This window comes from Halomonas sp. M1 (genome assembly GCF_029581375.1).
Classification (GTDB): Bacteria; Pseudomonadota; Gammaproteobacteria; order Pseudomonadales; family Halomonadaceae; genus Vreelandella.
The window spans coordinates 2613959-2631487 of sequence record NZ_CP121119.1; the positions used below are offsets into that span (position 1 = coordinate 2613959).

Genomic DNA, 17529 nt, shown 5'->3' on the forward strand with positions numbered 1-17529 from the left:
TTGGCAGGGCAAGCGCTGGCGTGCCCTGTTTCATGGGGTTAGGCGGATTTAGCGGTACCTTTACCCCGGGCCAGTAGCGGGGCCAAGAAGCGCCCTGTGTGAGAAACTTTCTGCTTGGCGATCTGTTCGGGGGTGCCTTCGGCGATGATTTTTCCACCACCAGAGCCGCCTTCAGGCCCAAGGTCGATAATCCAGTCAGCGGTTTTGATGACGTCTAAATTGTGCTCAATCACCACAATGGTGTTGCCGTGATCGCGCAGCCGGTGGAGTACGGTCAGTAGTTGGCGAATATCTTCAAAGTGCAGGCCAGTGGTCGGCTCATCTAAAATATACAGCGTTTTGCCGGTATCGCGCTTAGCCAGTTCTCGGGCAAGTTTGACGCGCTGGGCTTCACCGCCGGATAGGGTGGTAGCGCTTTGCCCCAGGCGGATATAGGAAAGGCCTACATCCAGAAGGGTTTGTAAGCGGCGGGCAATAGCGGGTACTGGGCTGAAAAATGCTAAGGCGTCTTCCACCGTCATGTTTAGCACTTCATGGATGGTCTTGCCTTTGTAATGAATATCGAGCGTTTCGCGGTTGTAGCGCTTGCCCTTACACACGTCACAGGGCACGTAAATATCTGGCAGAAAGTGCATCTCTACCTTGATCATGCCTTCGCCCTGGCAAGCTTCGCAGCGTCCACCCTTCACGTTAAAGCTGAAACGGCCCGGCTTATAGCCCCGGGAACGCGCTTCCTGAGTGCCCGCAAACAGTTCCCGAATAGGGGTGAAAATCCCAGTGTACGTCGCGGGGTTAGAGCGTGGCGTACGGCCAATCGGGCTTTGATCAATATCGATCACTTTATCAAGTTGATCCAGGCCTTCAATTTTCTCATAAGGTGCAGCGGTCAGCGTGGTCGCGCGGTTTAATTCCCGGGCCGCAATCGGCATCAGCGTGCCGTTGATCAGGGTGGACTTACCCGAGCCGGAAACGCCCGTAATCGCGATAAACAGCCCCAGTGGCAGGCTTAAAGTGACGTCTTGCAAGTTGTTGCCCGTAGCACCGCGCAGCACCAGCTGCTTTTCCGGGTTGCCGGGAATCCGGTAGGGCGGTACTGCAATTGCCCGCGTGCCCGAAAGGTACTGGCCGGTGAGCGAGTTGGGGTTGTCCATCACGTCTTGGGGGGTGCCCTGGGCGACGATTTCACCGCCGTGAACACCGGCACCTGGGCCAATATCCAGCACGTGATCCGCGGCGCGAATGGCGTCTTCGTCGTGCTCCACAACGATCACCGTATTGCCTAAGTCGCGCAGCCGTTCCAGGGTTTTCAGCAGGCGGTCGTTATCACGCTGGTGAAGGCCGATGGAAGGCTCATCCAAAATGTACATCACGCCGACCAGCCCCGCGCCAATTTGGCTGGCCAAACGAATTCGCTGGGCTTCACCGCCGGAGAGCGTGTCGGCACTGCGTTCAAGGTTCAGATAATCAAGCCCCACGTTGACCAAAAATTCCAAACGGGCATGGATTTCATTGACGATTTTATCGGCAATTTCGCCTTTACGGCCCGGTAGGCTTAGGTCTGCAAAGTAGCGCCACGCCTCACCAATGGGCAGGCGCACAATATCGGCGATGTTGTGGTCATCGACATAAACGTGGCGGGACTCTTTGCGCAGCCGCGAACCGCTGCAGGTGGCACAGGGCTGCACGGCGATATACTTGGCTAGGTCGTCGCGCACCATGTTGGATTCGGTTTCTCGGTAGCGGCGCTGCATATTAGGCAGGACGCCCTCAAAAGCGTGTTCGCGGGTTACCTTGCGGCCACGGTCGCCTACATAGGTAAACGGAATTTGTTCGTCACCACTGCCGTTGAGGATAATCTCCTGCTCGTGGCGGGCAAGCTCGCTCCACGGCGTTTCCAACTCAAACCGGTAGTGATTGGCCAGCGCCTGTAATTGGGTAAAGTAGTAAATATTGCGCCGATCCCAGCCTTTAATAACGCCTTCGGCCAGCGAAAGTTCTGGGTGGCTGATCAGCTTTTCAGGATCAAAATATTGCTGCACGCCTAGTCCGTCGCAGGTAGGGCAGGCGCCCGCAGGGTTGTTAAACGAGAACATACGCGGCTCAAGCTCAGAGAGCGAGTAGCCGCACACCGGGCAGGCAAAGCGCGATGAAAAGGCGAGATCTTCTTGCTCGCCATCCATAAAGTGAATCATTGCCGTGCCATCGGCGAGGTTGATGGCGGTTTCAAATGACTCGGCCAAACGCTGGGCGATGTCGTCGCGCACTTTAAAGCGGTCAACGACGACGCTGATATCATGCTTCTTGCGTTTATCCAGCGGCGCAATATCGTCTAATTCAAGCACTTGGCCGTCAATTTGCACGCGCACAAAGCCTTGGGCGCGAAGCTCGGCCAACAGCTGCAGGTGTTCCCCTTTACGGCCCTTCACCACCGGCGCCAATAGCATTAGCTTGGTGCCTTCGGCCAGGTTCATTACCTGGTCGACCATTTGCGAAATCGTTTGCGCTTCAAGGTCTTCGCCGTGTTCTGGGCAGCGCGGCGTACCGGCGCGGGCAAACATCAGGCGTAGGTAATCGTAAATCTCAGTAATAGTGCCAACGGTGGAGCGAGGATTGTGGGAGGTGGACTTCTGTTCAATGGAAATCGCAGGCGATAACCCTTCGATGTGGTCCACATCAGGCTTTTCCATCATCGAAAGAAATTGGCGCGCGTAGGTAGAGAGTGACTCCACATAGCGGCGCTGCCCTTCGGCGTAGAGCGTGTCAAACGCTAGCGATGATTTGCCTGAGCCTGAAAGCCCTGTAATAACAATCAGTTTATCGCGTGGCAGCTCCACATCGATCTGCTTGAGGTTGTGGGTGCGGGCACCCCTGACCAGAATGCTGTCCATCAACACCTCGAATCGCGTGGCAAAAGCGCAATTATACGTTTCCTGTACCCCTCCCGGCAAAACTGCCTGCAGCGAAACGGCGGCACTGGGCGTTTCCAGCCTGGGTACAAAGCGCTAGAATGGGCGGTTATCTTAGGCCGTTCGGCCCATCCACCATACACAAGGGCATTATGCGCAAGGTTTCTGCACTGCTGATGGCCACTGAACGCCGTGCAATCAGCGGCTTGGCTGGCCTCTATGCGTCTCGTATGTTGGGGCTTTTCATGGTGTTGCCGGTATTGGCGCTGTATGCCGATACGCTTACAGGGTCGACACCGCTCTTAATAGGCGTGGCCTTGGGTATTTATGGATTAACCCAAGCGACGCTGCAAATACCGTTTGGTCTGCTCTCTGACCGTATTGGCCGTAAGCGTGTTATTGCCATGGGGTTAGTCATTTTTGCGCTAGGTAGCGTTGTAGCGGCGTTGGCGGACACCATTTGGGGGGTGATTTTTGGCCGTGCGCTGCAGGGCAGCGGGGCCATAGCGGCGGCGATTATGGCGCTTCTGGCTGACCAAACGCGGGAGCAGGTGCGCACTGTGGCGATGGCCACCATTGGTTTATCGATTGGCGTGTCGTTTGCGATCGCTATGGTAATAGGGCCGCTGCTAGCGTCTTGGGCAGGGTTATCGGCGGTATTTTGGTTTACGGCTCTACTGACCTTAGTGAGCTTGTTAGTGCTTTGGCGCTGGGTGCCTCCCGCGCCGCGGCGTCTGCGTCACCGCGACGTAGGCATGGATCGTCAGCAGTTGAAAAGCGTCATTACCCGCCCTGATCTTTGGCGCTTAGATGTATCCATTTTTGCCCTGCATTTGGTGCTGATGGCCATTTTTGTGGCGATTCCGTTTCGGCTACTCAGTGCTGGGGTGGCGGTTGAGTACCATGGTTTGGCCTATTTAGTGGTCATGGCGCTCTCTTTTGTGGCCATGGTGCCGCTGGTGATTGTGGCTGAGAAGCGCCAGCGGATGAAGCTGATGTGCCTGCTCGCCATCGGCGCTATTGTGGTTAGTCTGGCTAGCTTGGGGTTAACGCTCTCTCAGGGACACTGGCTATTTGTATGGCTGTTTGTGTTTTTTACCGGCTTTAATTTGCTGGAAGCGACGCTGCCTTCGATGCTCAGTAAGCTAGCCCCTGCCGGTGCTAAAGGTACTGCGATGGGGGTGTACTCTACCAGCCAGTTTTTAGGGGCATTCTTGGGCGGCACGCTTGGCGGTGTGTTGGCGCATAACTGGGGCCTTAATGCGGTGTTTATCGGCTGCGCGTGCTTGGCACTGTTATGGTGGTTGGCCATGCTGCGTATGCCATCGCCGCCGCCGTTATCCAGCGAGGTCGTTGCGCTACACGACACGCAGCCCGACGCGTTAGACCTCTTAATGGAGCATCTGGCCGACGTCGTGGGGGTTGAAGATGTAATGGTGGTGCCTGAAGAGCGCCTGATGTACCTAAAAGTGAATCGACAGCAGCTTGATCGGGCGGCCTTAATAAAGTTGATTTCGCCGCCTAAGACTTAACCCTGCTAAGCTGCTCAACTCGGGGCAGCCGGCAGTGACGCCGATGATACCGTCGTATCGTTGGTTGATTATTTTTATGACCGATTATTAAAGGAGCGAGCTATGGCGCGCGGAATTAACAAAGTCATTTTGATTGGCAACCTGGGGCAAGACCCAGAAGTACGTTTTACCCCGTCGGGCACCGCCGTGGCTAACTTGAACCTTGCGACCTCCGACACCTGGATGGACCGTCAGAGTGGTCAGCGACAAGAGCGTACCGAGTGGCACCGCATTGTGCTGTTCAATAAAACTGCCGAGATTGCCCAGCAGTATTTGAAAAAAGGCGCCAAGGTCTACATTGAAGGCCGCCTGCAAACCCGTAAGTGGCAAGACCAGAATGGTCAGGACCGTTACAGCACTGAAATTGTTGCCAATGACATGCAGATGCTTGATGGCCGCAGTGGCGACTTCCAAGGCGGCGGTGCGCCACAGGGTAATTACTCTCAAGGGAATAATCCCCAGAATAACTATGCCCAGAATAACGCCGCACAGGGTGGGCAGCCCCAAAACGCCCCGGCTCAACATGCCCCTGCGCAAAACAGCTATGGGCAAGGCAACCCAGGTCAGACGCCGCCTGCTCAAAACGCGCCTCAGCAGCCGGGTGGTTACCCACAGCAGGGCGGCGCCCAGCGTAGCCCGCAGCCTGCTCCGCAGCAAAATCAGCCTGCCCCCGCCAACCAAAACAGCAACTACGGCGCGCCTGATCCAGGTAACTTCGACGATTTTGACGACGAAATCCCGTTCTAAGCTGGTAAGTTACTAGCACGTTCTTGGGTTGAGGGAGAGGGTCTGCCGTGAAGCTGCTGATATTAGATGCCGGGCACTGCCTAAGCTTGGCACTGGCCCGCGAGGCGAGCCGCCGCACCGACGCGGAGCTTGTTATCGAACAAGGCACGACGGTAACGGCGGCGCAATTACAGGCAATTGCGCCTGATGCGGTAATCATACCGCCGCTGGCGCATCCACTAAGCATGACGCCAGCAGCGGTCAAGGCTCATGCAGATGCAGTGGATACCTGCCTGGAGGCCTGCCAAACCCAGGAGGTTGCGCTGGTATGGTGCGTTTCCGACCAACTTTACGAAGATGGTTTTGATGTGCCGATTGATGAGCACGTCGTACCCGCCCCGCGGGATGAGTGCTTACGGCGTCTAGTAGAAACCGGTGACCGTATTCGGGCGCAGTATCACCGCCATTTGATTGTGCGGCTAGGGCCGTTGTTCGCCCTTGAAGGTAGTCGTGCGTGGTTAAGCGAAATTATCGACAGCCTGATTACGGGGCAAAATGTGCGTGCGGCTGAGGATGTTGTCTTTTGCCCCACCTCAGCGGATGCAGTGGCCATGGCCTTAATGGGTATGTTACAGCAGCAGGTCTGTGGCGCCGATGCCTGGGGTGCCTACCATTTGGCAGGCACGGAGCCGGTGAGCGCCTTCACATTTACGTCCATGGTGCGAACGCAGTTAGCTACTCACTTAGAGGGGCGTGGCGAGTCGATCATTCTTGGCGATGTGCAGGCGTTAAACCACCATCATGATGCCAAACTGCGTCGAGTTTTAAACTGTCGTCGCGTATTGGATGTGTTTGGTGTGCATCAAAAGCCGTGGCGCCTTGAAGTAGGTCGCATGTTGGATGCGTGGTGTTTGACACGTGACCAGCAGAGTGATGCTGAAACAGGAGAGACGGCTTGATCAATGTGGTTCGCAGCCTATTGTTTTACTTAGGTTACTTCTCCGCCATGCTGGTGATTGGCGTGCTTTTTTTGCCCATAGCACCGTTCCTGCCGCTCGCTGCCCGCTATCGCTTGCTTAACCTTTATAACTACTTTTTGATGGTGTGGTTTAAGATCGCCTGCGGTGTGCGCTACGACATCCAGGGCCGTGAGCATATTCCCGAGGGCCCCTGCGTTATTCAGGCTAATCACCAGTGTGAGTGGGAAACGGTATTTCTGCAGGTGATGAAGCCGCCGGTGTGCACGGTGCTTAAGCAGGAACTATTGAAAATACCCGTGTTTGGTTGGGGGTTAAGGTTGCTGCGGCCCATTAGTTTAGACCGATCAAAGCCCGCTAGAGCCATGAAACAGGTGCTGACCCAAGGCGTAGCGCGTTTAGGTACTGGACTTTCGGTGCTGATTTTTCCGGAAGGCACGCGCGTTGATCCTGGTATCCGCAGGCGCTATAACAAAAGCGGTAGCGTAGTGGCGTGTCGCGCGGGAGTGCCGGTGTTGCCGGTGGCGCATAACGCCGGCGAACGTTGGCCGGGGCGTAACTGGGTGAAGCAGCCAGGGGTGCTGCGGGTGCGAATTGGTAAACCGATTGAAACGGCAGGGCGCACCCCCGACGAGGTGCTGGTGGACGTAGAGGCGTGGATTGAAGGGCAGCTGCAGGAGATTTCTGACGTGCCAAGGCCCACTTCCCGTTAGCTTAGTTCACCTCGCTGCTTTTCATCATCTAGCGGGTAAAAACAGTAACGGCGCCTCATGGCGCCGTTACTGTTTTGTTTATGCGTCGACTGACGCATCTTGCTTATATCAATCGTTAAAGCGCTGGAAAACCAAGCAAGCGTTGGTGCCGCCAAAACCGAAGCTGTTGGAAAGCACGCGCTCAATGGTTACGTCATCACGAAGCTGGGTCACGATATCAAAGCCGTCAGCCTGCTCATCTAGGTGCTCAATATTGGCAGAGGCGGCAACAAAGCTATGCTGCATCATCAGTAGCGAGTAAATCGCTTCCTGGACGCCCGTAGCCCCTAGCGAGTGCCCAGTGAGTGATTTTGTTGAGCTCATGGCGGGGGTTGAATTGCCAAACACCTCGCGGATTGCTTTGAGCTCGGCTACATCGCCAACGGGCGTTGAGGTGCCGTGGGTATTGATGTAATCAATATCACCCGATACGGTTGCCATCGCCTGGCGCATACAGCGCATAGCGCCTTCGCCAGACGGTGCTACCATGTCGTGTCCGTCGGACGTCGCGCCATAGCCCACCAGCTCGCCGTAAATTTTGGCGCCACGCGCTTTGGCGTGCTCTAACTCCTCAAGCACTAGCATGCCGCCGCCGCCTGCAATGACGAAGCCATCGCGAGCCTGGTCATAAGGGCGCGAGGCCTTCTCCGGGGTATCGTTGTATTGGGTGGAAAGAGCACCCATAGCGTCGAATAAGCAGGAGAGTGTCCAGTGCTCTTCTTCGCCACCACCTGCAAACACCACGTCCTGCTTGCCCAGCTGGATTTGTTCCATGGCGCTGCCGATACAGTGGGCAGAAGTCGCACAGGCGGAAGAGATCGAGTAATTAACGCCCTTAATTTTAAACGGCGTTGCCAAGCAAGCGGATACCGTGCTGCCCATGGTGCGGGTAACGCGGTAAGGCCCTACGCGGCGTAGGCCTTTTTCGCGCATAACATCAGCAGCTTCCACCTGGTTGGCGCTAGAAGCACCGCCAGACCCGGCAATAAGCCCGGTACGCTCGTTGGAGACCTGCTCTTCTGTTAGCCCTGCATCTTCAATGGCCTGGGCCATGGAAACATACGCATAAGCTGCTGCATCGCCCATAAAGCGGCGCAGTTTGCGGTCAATAAGAGTATCAAGGTCGATGTCGACGCTACCCGCTACATGGCTACGAAAGCCGCGTTCGGCGTACTCTTCCTTGAAACGAATACCGCTGCGCCCGCTTTTGAGCGCGTCTAAGACCTGTTGCTGGTCGTTGCCTAAACACGACACGATGCCAAGGCCGGTGACTACCACTCGTCGCATGGGAGCCTCCTGTTAGAAATTCGCAGTGGAGGTGAATAGGCCAACGCGCAGGTCATTAGCCTGGTAAATATCGCGTCCGTCAACGGACACGGTGCCGTCGGCGATGCCTAGAATAAGCCGACGGGTAATAATGCGCTTCACATTAATGTGATACGTCACTTTTTTCGCGTCGGGTAGAATTTGGCCGCTGAATTTGACATCGCCGCAGCCAAGCGCACGGCCACGGCCGGGGTGGCCAAGCCAGCCCAGATAGAAGCCTACGAGCTGCCACATGGCGTCCAAACCCAAACAGCCAGGCATCACAGGGTCGCCTGGAAAGTGGCAGTCAAAAAACCACAGGTCAGGTGTGATATCCAGCTCTGCAATCAGCTCGCCCTTGCCATGCTCACCGCCTTCTTTATGGATGTGCGAGATGCGATCAAGCATCAACATGTTAGGAGCCGGAAGCTGTGCATTTCCGGGGCCAAAGAGCTCGCCCCGCGAGCAGGCCAGCAGTTCTTCGCGATCAAAGGAATGTTGCTTGGTCACTGAATCGTTCCGAGTATCAAAATGGTTGTTAAGCCTAGTCTACTTCTCGAAACCGCTGAATGCACGCCGTAGGCAACTTATCGTGTATTTCTACAGCTTTTTGTTTAGCGGCCGATAACCAATAACAAGATGTTTTATTTCATAATTATCGAATTTGCACAATAAACGTCCTGTTGACGTAATATACAACACGCACGTTTTACTGAGCGGCAAGGTGAGCGTGCCTGCTACTCATCTCCTATTTCGATCATTAATTAGGAAGCGATTAATTTTCATGTGGCTGCCTGTTTCTCTTAATCGACCGCTGATGTGGATAGCGCTGGTGGCTCTGCCTGCCTGTGTGTGGATCCCCGATGCTGCGCTGCGTATCGTCGCGGCATGCTTAGTGGCGTTGGGCTTATGGGATGCTTGGAGCCAAGTGCGTCAGCAGCGTTTGCGCCTGCGCCTAGCTCAAGATGCCATGGGGTTGGCAAGCGATGCGATGGTGATTAGCGATGCGGAGAATCGCGTTATTGCCGTCAACCCTGCATTTACCGACATTACCGGCTACGAAAGCCAGGAAATGATTGGCCGTAAGCTCGAAACCTTAGCCGCGCCACGTCACGACAAAGCCTTTTATCAAGCCTTTTGGAGTACTTTAAAGGCCACTGGCCGCTGGGAGGGCGAAATGTGGAATCGCCGTAAACACGGCGATGAGTATCCAGAGTGGTTGAAAGTCAGAGCGATTACCGATAAGCGCGGCAATGTCACTCATTTTATTAACCTATTTACCGATATTTCCGCACAAAAAGCCCGCGAGCATGACCTGCGGCGTATTGGCTATGAAGACCCGCTTACTGGGTTGCCAAACCGACGCCGTTTGCATGAATTAATGTCATCGCGGCTGCGTGGTTTACGTGCAGGAGAGAGCCTAGATATGGTGCTGATCGATATCGACGGGCTTAAATCAATTAATGACAGTCTGGGAGTTGATCAGGGCGACCGCTTGCTAGCACGTTTTGGCCAACGGCTAGCAAGCTATATGGCGGGAAGCGTGGTGGGCAGGTTAGGGGGCGATGAGTTTATGGTGATCCGTACTACCACGTTTGACGATCACGATAAGTGGGTAGCCAACCTGCGTGACCATATGTGCCGCCCGTTTGAAATTAACGAACAGTCGCTGCGCTTAGGGCTTACATTTGGTACCTGTCGAGCGCCCGAAGATGGCCGCGACTCCGCCGTGCTGTTTCAGCGTTTAGAGTCCGCGTTATATAGCGCCAAGCGGCTAGGTCGCAATAATAGCCAGCGGTTTCGTCCCGCACTGGATAAACAGGATAACCCTCAGCTTGCCCTAGTCAGCGATTTACGGGCGGCGCTGGTGTCAGGCGACCAGTTGGAGCTGCACTATCAAACCCAACACCACCCTGGCAGTGGTGCGTTAATTGGCATGGAAGCGCTGCTCCGTTGGCGGCATCCTAAAGATGGGATGATCTCACCAGGAGAGTTTATTCCCCTCGCTGAGCGTCACGGTTTAATGGCTGAGCTTGGTAGCTGGGTGATCGAAAAAGCCTGTGCTCAACAGGCGCACTGGCAACATAGTGGCATGCCGAAAATTACCGTATGGATCAATATTTCGGCGCTCCAGCTCTTTCAAGGTGATTTGGAAACCCAGCTGGCCACTTGTTTAGAGCGCTACCGGCTTCAGCCTGCGCAAATTGGCCTGGAACTGACCGAATCGGTACTGCTGGACGAACGGGCGGGAGATATGGGGCCACGGTTACAAACCTTGCGCGGGTTGGGTTATGCCATTGCGATTGATGATTTTGGCACCGGCTACTCATCGCTTGGCTACTTAAAGCGCTTGCCGGTGGATAAAATTAAGCTGGATCGGGCGTTTATTCGCGAATTACCCAACGACCAGGCCGATGCAGCCATTGTCACGGCGGTACTTGCCATGGCTGAAGGGATGGGCCTTGAGGTGGTAGCTGAAGGCGTTGAAACTAAAGAGCAGTGCGAGTTTTTAGTTGATGCTGGCTGTACTCAGGTTCAAGGTTTCTATTTTGCACGGCCGCTACCCGCTGACGAGTTAGAGCAGCGCTGGGCACCGCTGCCACTCGCCGTCGGCGTTAACTGAAAAAGCCCCGTTCGAGCTAAGTGCTAAAAAACTAGGCGCTAGAAAAGTCAGATGTGCGGCGGATTGCATAGCGGCTAATCCCAAAACACAGGGCCGCCCAGATAACCGCTTGGGCAGGCAGTAGCCAAGGGGCTAGCCCCACGTTGGCAATTGCAGCGCCCCCTAGGTAAGAGAGCGGCCCGCTGATGGCGCCGCAGGCAGCGGCAATCAGCGGGTAGCGCCATAGCCAGGCAAGGGAGTGAAATGCCAGCGTGGCAAACAGCGGCCATAGCATCCACAGCCACAGCGGCAGTAAGCCTGCTACTAGTGCATGTCCGCTAAAATCAAACCCTCCCGCTAAGTGCAAGCCACCGTCAATAGCTAGCCCTAACAGGGCAAGAGTGCCAATAAAACGCCATTCGCCGGGCTTGGCGCAGCGCCAGAAATGCCAGCCTAATAATCCAGCGCCAGCGAAGGCTGCCACCCAAGAGCCCCCTACCACGCATAACAGCCAGCCAGCCTCAAAGCGCAGCGCGTTGAACAGTAGGTCGCGCCAGCGCTGTGTGGCCACTTACAGCGCACCCATAAGCGGTACTGGCTTGGCGGCAGGCTTGGCTAACAATAGGTGACAGGTGCCAATGGAGCGCTCGATAAAGCCTCCCTCGCAGTAGCATAGGTAGTAGCGCCACATGCGGATGAAACGCTCGTCGTAGCCCTGCTGGCGCACCTGTTCAAGGCTGGCCTCAAAGCGATGTCGCCACTCGCGCAGCGTGCGGGCATAGTGCTGACCAATTTCGTCTAATGCGACCACGTTAAGTGAGGTTTTGCGCGTTACGCTGGCGAGCATCGCGTGGTGCGAAGGTAGAAAGCCGCCGGGGAAAATGTAGCGTTTGATAAAGTCCATTTCCCGCTTGGCTTCTTCAAAGCGTTGATCACGAATCGTGATCGCCTGGAGCATGGCTTGGCCATCGTCGGTCAGCAGGCTGTCGACTTTTTCCAGGTAGGTGTTGAGGTATTGGTGGCCGACGGCTTCGATCATTTCCACCGAGATCAGCCGGTCATAGCGCCCCTCTAAGGCTCGGTAATCCTGTTTGAGTAGCGTGATTTGCGCTTCTAGCCCCTCTTCTTTAATGCGTTGGGCAGTGTGGGCATACTGCTCGTCAGAAATCGTTGTGGTGGTGACCCGACAACCGCGGGTTTTCGCCGCGTGGATGGCAAGCCCGCCCCAGCCAGTGCCAATTTCTAACAGGTGATGCTCGGGCTGAACATCAAGCTTTTCCAGCATGATATCGAGCTTATAGGTGGAGGCTTCTTCCAGGCTGGCTTCCGGATAAGGGAACACGGCGCTGGAGTACATCCAGTGGCGCTGGTCTAAGAATGTGGCGAACAGGTCGTTGCCAATGTCGTAGTGCGCCGAAATATTGCGTTTAGATCCCGTAACGCTATTGCGCTGGAAACGGTAGGCGAACCCTAACAGCCAGCGTGCTATGCGAGCGCTGCCGTTTTCCATTTTACCGTTCACTTGTTCCAAGTTGGCGGCAAATAGGCGTACCAGAGCGACGAGATCATCGGCATCCCAGTCGCCATCCATGTAGGATTCCGCAGCGCCTACCGTGCCGCCAAAGGCGAGGCGCTTCCAGGCGCGGGAGTGGCGAATAACCACGGTGACCTGCAGCGGCCCTTCCTGCCCAAGATGGTGGCACTGTTCGCCCTCAATCAGCGTAATCCGACCGCCCCGAAAGGCGTTCAGCTGGGCCATTAAGCGAGGCTTAAGCCAGCGAGTAAAGCGGTCCTGACGAGCCGTTTTGCTAGTCGGGGGCGTGGTACGCAGGGTCGTCATTTTGAAGTCTCCTTGCGCTTGGGGTGGTTATAAACGGGGATGCGCTTAAGCCATAGGCGTAGCGCTTCAAAATGGATTCCCGCGACTGTTTTTATACTCATGAAGGGCTGCCGTGCCAGCGTTGCGAGTAGTACCCGACGGGTGGCGGGTGCCGCGTCTAACATCAACGTGGCGTCAAAGTGACGTGCTCCGTCTTGCCAGTTTTCCATGTGCAGGTAGAGCTTTTCGCCGGGGCGGTTAAACTTCCAGCGGTAGTCCATTTCCATCGGGTTAAACGGTGATACGTGCATCGCTTTTTGAAAGTGTGCCTGGTGGCTATGCCGTGAAGGCTCGACGCTGCAGGCGTAGCACGTGCGCTCACGCCAGGGCATGTTGGTGACTTCCCCAAGCACCGCCGCTAATCTGCCCGCGTGGTCGTAGGCGTAGTAAACCGAAATAGGGTTGAATACGCTGCCTAACGTGCGCAGCTGGGTAAGCACAAAAATCCGACCGTCCGGCGCGCTGCCCAGTTGACGGGTTAGCTCTTCGCGAACAGCGGTACGCAAAGGACGGTCGGTGGGCGCTAGATAATCCTCACGACGAAAACGCGCCAGGGCTGGGCCGCGAGCGCTAAAGCCCGGTACCTTGTCGAACAGCGTTGGCAGCTCTTCGAGGTCAAGCCACGCCATCCATACGTGATAGTTAAAGGCGTGGTGTTGGGGCGTAAAGCGCCGGTGGCGCAGCGTGCCGCGATAAATGCGCGAGCGGGGCGCAGTAATCATCCCAGCCCCTCCCCAACGCTGTTGTTGGGCATTAGCTCCTGGGCAGGAAGCGCGCTGGGGCTTTCCAGCGCTGTGGCGGCTTCATCACAGCCCAGCGCTTGGGCAACCCTAAGTGCGCTCCATACGCCATCTTCGTGAAAGCCATTGCGCCAGTAAGCACCGCAGAAGTGGGTGCGCCTGGCGGGCGATGAGATGTCTGAGTGGCGCTGCTGGGCTGCTTGACCTGCCAAGGTGAACTGGGGGTGGGCATAGGTATAGCGCCCCAATACTTTGCCGGGGTCGATACTCGCAGAATCATTAAGCGTAACGCAGAACGTCGTGTCACTCTCCAGGCGTTGCAGGATATTCATGTTGTAGGTAACTGAAACACGCTCTTCAGCCCCGCGGCCATCCAGCCGATAGTTCCAGCTGGCCCATGCCCGCTGCCGACGGGGGAGCAGTGCCGTGTCGGTGTGCAGTACCACTTCATTATCCTGGTAGGGCATGGCGCCGAGAATGTCGCGCTCTGCGGGCGTCGGGTCGCCCAGCATGGCCAGCGCTTGGTCGGCGTGGCAGGCCAGCACCACTTGGTCAAAGTGCTGGGTACCTTGGGCGGTGGTAATCATAACGCCCGTATCGGAACGGGTAATACGCGTTACCGGGGTGTTTAGGTGAATACGCGAGGCATACGGGGCCGTGAGGTTCGGTATATAGCGCTTAGAGCCGCCGACCAAGGTGTACCACTGTGGGCGATGGTTGACCGACAGTAGTCCGTGATTACGGAAAAAGCGTACAAAAAAGGCCAGCGGGAACGCGCGCAGGTCACCAATGCTTGCCGACCAAATCGCGGCACCCATCGGGAGCAGGTAACGTCGCTGAAAGGCGTAACCGTAGCCGTTTTTATCCAGGTACTCGCCTAGCGTCATTTCGCTAGACAGGCGCTGGCTCTCTAAATCAGCGGTGGCCTGTTTGTTAAAGCGTAAAATATCCCTGAGCAGGCGATAAAACGCCGGGCGCAGCAGGTTACGGCGCTGGGCAAACAGCGAGCCCAGCGTATGACCGTTGTACTCAAAGTCGACATCAGTCTCATGCACTGAGAAACTCATCTCGGTGGCCTGGCTTGGCACGCCGAGCGTTTCCAGCAGGCGCTGAAAGTGAGGGTAGGTCCAGTCGTTAAAGACGATAAAGCCGGTGTCGATGGCGTAAGGCTTGCCGTCGACTTCAACGTCCATAGTGGCCGTATGGCCGCCTAAACGATTATCGGCTTCAAACAGGGTCACTTCGTGTTGGGCGGATAAATACCAGCCTGCCGCCATACCGCTGATGCCGCTGCCAATAATGGCGATGCGCTGGGATGCTGTGCCGCTCATTGCTGTTCCTCTTGGCGGCGCGTCATGCGAAGGCCGATATAGCGCCGTATTGCGGGGGGTAAAATGCCCAAAAATTTGACGATGTAGGTAAAGCGCCGGGGAAAATGAATATCCAGCCGCCCCTTAACAAGGCCTGCAATGATCGCATCGGCCGCTTCATCGGCGGAGACTTGCATGGGCATCGGGAAGTCGTTGCGATCGGTAAGCGGCGTTTTAACGAAACCTGGATGTATCAAGCTGACATCAATACCTTCTTGGTCGAGATCCAAGCGCAAAGATTCTAAAAAATAACTAACCGCCGCTTTAGAGGCGCCGTACGCCTCTGCTCGGGGCAGCGGTAAATACGCTGACGCGCTTGAGGTGGCGGCTAGCCGTGCAGGCTTGCCCTCTTTCCGCGCTGCCCGTAATAGCGGCAGTGCAGCTTCCACGCCATATAGCGTGCCAAACACATTTGGCGTGAACACACGCTCCACGAGCGCCATATCAAAATGCTGCGCATTGAGATATTCACAGGTGCCGGCGTTAAATAGTGCGATATCCAGCGCACCTAGCCATTGTCGAATCTGTTCGCCAGCGTCAAGGACAGCCTGCCGATCACTTATATCAAGCGGCAGCGAGTAAGCATTGCCATGGCCGTCACATAGCGCATTAAGCGCTTCTTGACTACGCGCGCTGAGAACGACTTGGTGACCCTGAGCGATGAGCTTTTTGGCCAATGCCTCGCCGATGCCGGAGGTGGCGCCGGTCAGCCAGATACGCTGGGGCGTTTTCCATGTGCTCATCGTGCCTCTCCTGGTGCTCCCTGCTGGCACGAAAGGTGTGTGCTTAAGCAAAAGGGATGTTAATTAAGGCGATGTTTCAGCCATCGTATGACCTGTCCCATGAGTGGCAAGTGCTCATAGAGCATTGCCCCGGCGTCAAAATAGTCGCGGTGCTGGGTGACTCGCCCGTCATCAGCAAACGTTAAGGCGCTACACCCCGCTACACGAACCGGTTTGCCACGGGCTAAACGTGGGTGCACGAACTCCATGGTCCACGTTACAAACGCCTGATTACCCTGTTGTTGCTGCGTGTGATAAGTAAATTGGCAGCGCTCAACGTTCTCGTACATCGTGGCGAAATAGCGGGATAGCGCCTCACGCCCCTTAATGTGATGCAGCGGATCGTTGAAGACAACTTCCTCAGTATATACCTCGTATAGCTTTTCTGTACACGTTTTGTCTAGTTTGTTAAAAAAGGCACAGAAACGTGCCACGGCTTGCTCGTTAGGCATGGGGTTCTCCTTTCCTGTGGCACAGAGGCTCAGCCGCTATTTAGAGAGCGCTTTAAAAGCGTCCAGCGCACGCTGACGGGCGGCTTTGTGGTCAACGATAGGCGCTGGGTAGTCCAACTGAGTAAGCATATCGCGTGGTGGAGCGTGGCGCGCTTTCGCTGGCAAGCTTTCCAGCGCTGGTAGCCAGTGGGCGATAAACTCCCCCTCTGCGTCAAAGCGGGTTGACTGTGTGGTGGGGTTAAAAATGCGGAAATAAGGCGCTGCATCGGTACCAGTAGAGGCCGCCCACTGCCAGCCGCCGTTATTGGCGCAGAACTCACCATCGACTAAGTGGCGCATAAAAAATGCTTCACCACGGCGCCAGTCGATCAGCAAATGCTTGCTCAAGAACATTGCGGTGACCATCCTTAGCCGATTATGCATCCAGCCGGTTGCCACTAGCTGGCGCATGGCGGCATCTACCAGCGGGTAGCCGGTACGCCCTTCGCACCACGCCTTAAAGTCCTCGTCGTCATCACGCCACTGTAGCTGCTGCGTATGCGCTTGGAACGGCTGGTAGCGGCACACTTGGGGAAATCCCACCACCACGTGCTGATAGAACTCCCGCCAAATAAGTTCACTCACCCAGGTGGTTAGGCCCGCATCGCCATCGGCCAAATGGCCGCCGTTTTCGCTCATCACCGCTTGTAAGCATTGACGATAGGAGAGCATACCCAGCGCTAGGTAGGGTGAAAGCTCGCTGGTGCCGTGTACCTTGGGCAGGTCGCGTTGGGCCTTATAGTGACGGCCACGAAAACGTAAAAAGCGCTCTAGGTTATCGCTGGCGGCGCTTTCGCCAGCTGGCCACAAGCGCGCATCCACTGGTTCGTCATCAAGCGTTGGTCGCTCGGGTAGCGGGTCGCTTTCGATGGCTAATGGCGTCTGCACGTTAGGGGTGTCGCGGAGCGCTAGCTGCTCGGCGGTAATCTGCTTGTGCCAAGCTTTGGAAAATGGGGTGAAAACGCCGTAATAATCGCCTTTGCCGGTTAATAGGCTGCCGGGGGCGAAGGCAATCCCGTCGTGGTGCGCTTGAACGTTAATTCCGTGCTGCTTGAAGGCCTCTCTAACGGCCTGATCGCGATGCTGCTCGTTAAACGGGTACTCAATGTTGAAGTGGAGCTGGTCTACGTTATGCTCGCGAGCAATATCCAGCAGTACCTGTGGAGCCTCTTCGTACGCGCCAATATCGCGGTGCAGTAAGGGAATATTAAGCCCGTTAAGCGACGCTTTGATAGCCGCCACGCCGCGCGCCCAGAAGTCGATTTTATTAGCGCCATGGCCGTGGGATTGCCACTGCTTAACGCTGCGCAAAAAAACGGCGACAACCGGCCCCTTGGCCGCGGCAGCCGCGAGCGCTGAGTTGTCGTGAATACGCAGATCGCTGCGCAACCATACTAGCTGTACGTTCATAGCGGCTCCTGCAAAGGG

At 56.0% G+C, this 17529-nt stretch carries 15 protein-coding genes; 5 read left to right on the forward strand and 10 right to left on the reverse strand.

The window, feature by feature from the left end:
- Positions 1–38 precede the first annotated feature (38 nt).
- Entirely contained in the window at positions 39–2888 is a 2850-nt protein-coding gene (gene uvrA, locus P8S54_RS12065; RefSeq protein ID WP_281441948.1) for an excinuclease ABC subunit UvrA, read from the reverse strand.
- Positions 2889–3058: 170 nt separating this feature from the next.
- Here uvrA and P8S54_RS12070 point away from each other — a divergent pair, with 170 nt between their 5' ends.
- The 4 genes from P8S54_RS12070 (at position 3059) to P8S54_RS12085 (ending at position 6893) form a co-directional block, all read left to right on the forward strand.
- Positions 3059–4438 carry an MFS transporter gene (locus P8S54_RS12070; protein ID WP_009097710.1) on the forward strand — a complete coding sequence of 460 codons (1380 nt, stop codon included), beginning with the start codon at positions 3059–3061 and terminating at the stop codon, positions 4436–4438.
- 102 nt (positions 4439–4540) lie between these two features.
- Positions 4541–5224 carry a single-stranded DNA-binding protein gene (gene ssb / locus P8S54_RS12075; protein ID WP_281441949.1) on the forward strand — a complete coding sequence of 228 codons (684 nt, stop codon included), beginning with the start codon at positions 4541–4543 and terminating at the stop codon, positions 5222–5224.
- 47 nt (positions 5225–5271) lie between these two features.
- Complete coding sequence (locus P8S54_RS12080; protein WP_281441950.1) at positions 5272–6162, forward strand: sugar nucleotide-binding protein; 891 nt, start codon at positions 5272–5274, stop codon at positions 6160–6162.
- On the forward strand, positions 6159–6893 hold the full coding sequence (locus P8S54_RS12085) for a lysophospholipid acyltransferase family protein (RefSeq protein WP_009097704.1): 735 nt from the start codon (positions 6159–6161) through the stop codon (positions 6891–6893). Before P8S54_RS12080 ends, P8S54_RS12085 begins: the two co-directional genes overlap by 4 nt.
- Positions 6894–7001: 108 nt before the next feature.
- Here the strand turns inward: P8S54_RS12085 and fabB are convergent, their stop codons facing one another.
- Positions 7002–8219: a beta-ketoacyl-ACP synthase I gene (gene fabB / locus P8S54_RS12090; RefSeq protein ID WP_281441951.1), complete on the reverse strand. Its 1218-nt coding sequence runs from the start codon at positions 8217–8219 to the stop codon at positions 7002–7004.
- 12 nt (positions 8220–8231) lie between these two features.
- Entirely contained in the window at positions 8232–8747 is a 516-nt protein-coding gene (gene fabA / locus P8S54_RS12095) for a 3-hydroxyacyl-[acyl-carrier-protein] dehydratase FabA (RefSeq protein WP_009097700.1), read from the reverse strand.
- 274 nt (positions 8748–9021) lie between these two features.
- Here fabA and P8S54_RS12100 point away from each other — a divergent pair, with 274 nt between their 5' ends.
- Entirely contained in the window at positions 9022–10860 is a 1839-nt protein-coding gene (locus tag P8S54_RS12100) for a GGDEF domain-containing phosphodiesterase (RefSeq protein ID WP_281441952.1), read from the forward strand.
- Positions 10861–10891: 31 nt separating this feature from the next.
- Here P8S54_RS12100 and P8S54_RS12105 read toward each other — a convergent pair whose 3' ends face one another.
- Genes P8S54_RS12105 through phrB form a run of 7 tightly spaced genes read right to left on the reverse strand, consistent with a single transcriptional unit; the run spans position 10892 to position 17511 of the window.
- Positions 10892–11410, reverse strand: coding sequence for a DUF2878 domain-containing protein (locus P8S54_RS12105; protein WP_281441953.1), 519 nt, complete (start codon positions 11408–11410; stop codon positions 10892–10894).
- Positions 11411–12679 (reverse strand): cyclopropane-fatty-acyl-phospholipid synthase family protein, encoded by a 1269-nt coding sequence (locus P8S54_RS12110; protein WP_281441954.1) that lies wholly within the window; start codon positions 12677–12679, stop codon positions 11411–11413.
- A complete protein-coding gene (locus tag P8S54_RS12115) occupies positions 12676–13440 on the reverse strand; it encodes a DUF1365 domain-containing protein (protein ID WP_009097693.1) in 765 nt (254 codons plus the stop codon). Before P8S54_RS12115 ends, P8S54_RS12110 begins: the two co-directional genes overlap by 4 nt.
- On the reverse strand, positions 13437–14789 hold the full coding sequence (locus P8S54_RS12120; RefSeq protein WP_281441955.1) for an FAD-dependent oxidoreductase: 1353 nt from the start codon (positions 14787–14789) through the stop codon (positions 13437–13439). Before P8S54_RS12120 ends, P8S54_RS12115 begins: the two co-directional genes overlap by 4 nt.
- Positions 14786–15571, reverse strand: coding sequence for an SDR family NAD(P)-dependent oxidoreductase (locus tag P8S54_RS12125; RefSeq protein WP_281441956.1), 786 nt, complete (start codon positions 15569–15571; stop codon positions 14786–14788). Before P8S54_RS12125 ends, P8S54_RS12120 begins: the two co-directional genes overlap by 4 nt.
- A gap of 59 nt (positions 15572–15630) precedes the next feature.
- Positions 15631–16062 carry a nuclear transport factor 2 family protein gene (locus tag P8S54_RS12130; protein WP_281441957.1) on the reverse strand — a complete coding sequence of 144 codons (432 nt, stop codon included), beginning with the start codon at positions 16060–16062 and terminating at the stop codon, positions 15631–15633.
- A gap of 36 nt (positions 16063–16098) precedes the next feature.
- A complete protein-coding gene (gene phrB / locus P8S54_RS12135) occupies positions 16099–17511 on the reverse strand; it encodes a deoxyribodipyrimidine photo-lyase (protein ID WP_281441958.1) in 1413 nt (470 codons plus the stop codon).
- Positions 17512–17529: the final 18 nt, after the last annotated feature.

Excerpts from the sequence above, each read along its gene's own strand:
- uvrA (WP_281441948.1), bottom strand. The coding sequence starts at position 2,888 with ATGGACAGCATTCTGGTCAGGGGTGCCCGCACCCACAACCTCAAGCAG.
- P8S54_RS12120 (WP_281441955.1), bottom strand. The coding sequence starts at position 14,789 with ATGAGCGGCACAGCATCCCAGCGCATCGCCATTATTGGCAGCGGCATC.
- P8S54_RS12130 (WP_281441957.1), bottom strand. The coding sequence starts at position 16,062 with ATGCCTAACGAGCAAGCCGTGGCACGTTTCTGTGCCTTTTTTAACAAA.
- fabB (WP_281441951.1), bottom strand. The coding sequence starts at position 8,219 with ATGCGACGAGTGGTAGTCACCGGCCTTGGCATCGTGTCGTGTTTAGGC.
- P8S54_RS12070 (WP_009097710.1), top strand. The coding sequence starts at position 3,059 with ATGCGCAAGGTTTCTGCACTGCTGATGGCCACTGAACGCCGTGCAATC.
- P8S54_RS12110 (WP_281441954.1), bottom strand. The coding sequence starts at position 12,679 with ATGACGACCCTGCGTACCACGCCCCCGACTAGCAAAACGGCTCGTCAG.
- P8S54_RS12115 (WP_009097693.1), bottom strand. The coding sequence starts at position 13,440 with ATGATTACTGCGCCCCGCTCGCGCATTTATCGCGGCACGCTGCGCCAC.
- P8S54_RS12100 (WP_281441952.1), top strand. The coding sequence starts at position 9,022 with ATGTGGCTGCCTGTTTCTCTTAATCGACCGCTGATGTGGATAGCGCTG.
- phrB (WP_281441958.1), bottom strand. The coding sequence starts at position 17,511 with ATGAACGTACAGCTAGTATGGTTGCGCAGCGATCTGCGTATTCACGAC.
- P8S54_RS12125 (WP_281441956.1), bottom strand. The coding sequence starts at position 15,571 with ATGAGCACATGGAAAACGCCCCAGCGTATCTGGCTGACCGGCGCCACC.
- ssb (WP_281441949.1), top strand. The coding sequence starts at position 4,541 with ATGGCGCGCGGAATTAACAAAGTCATTTTGATTGGCAACCTGGGGCAA.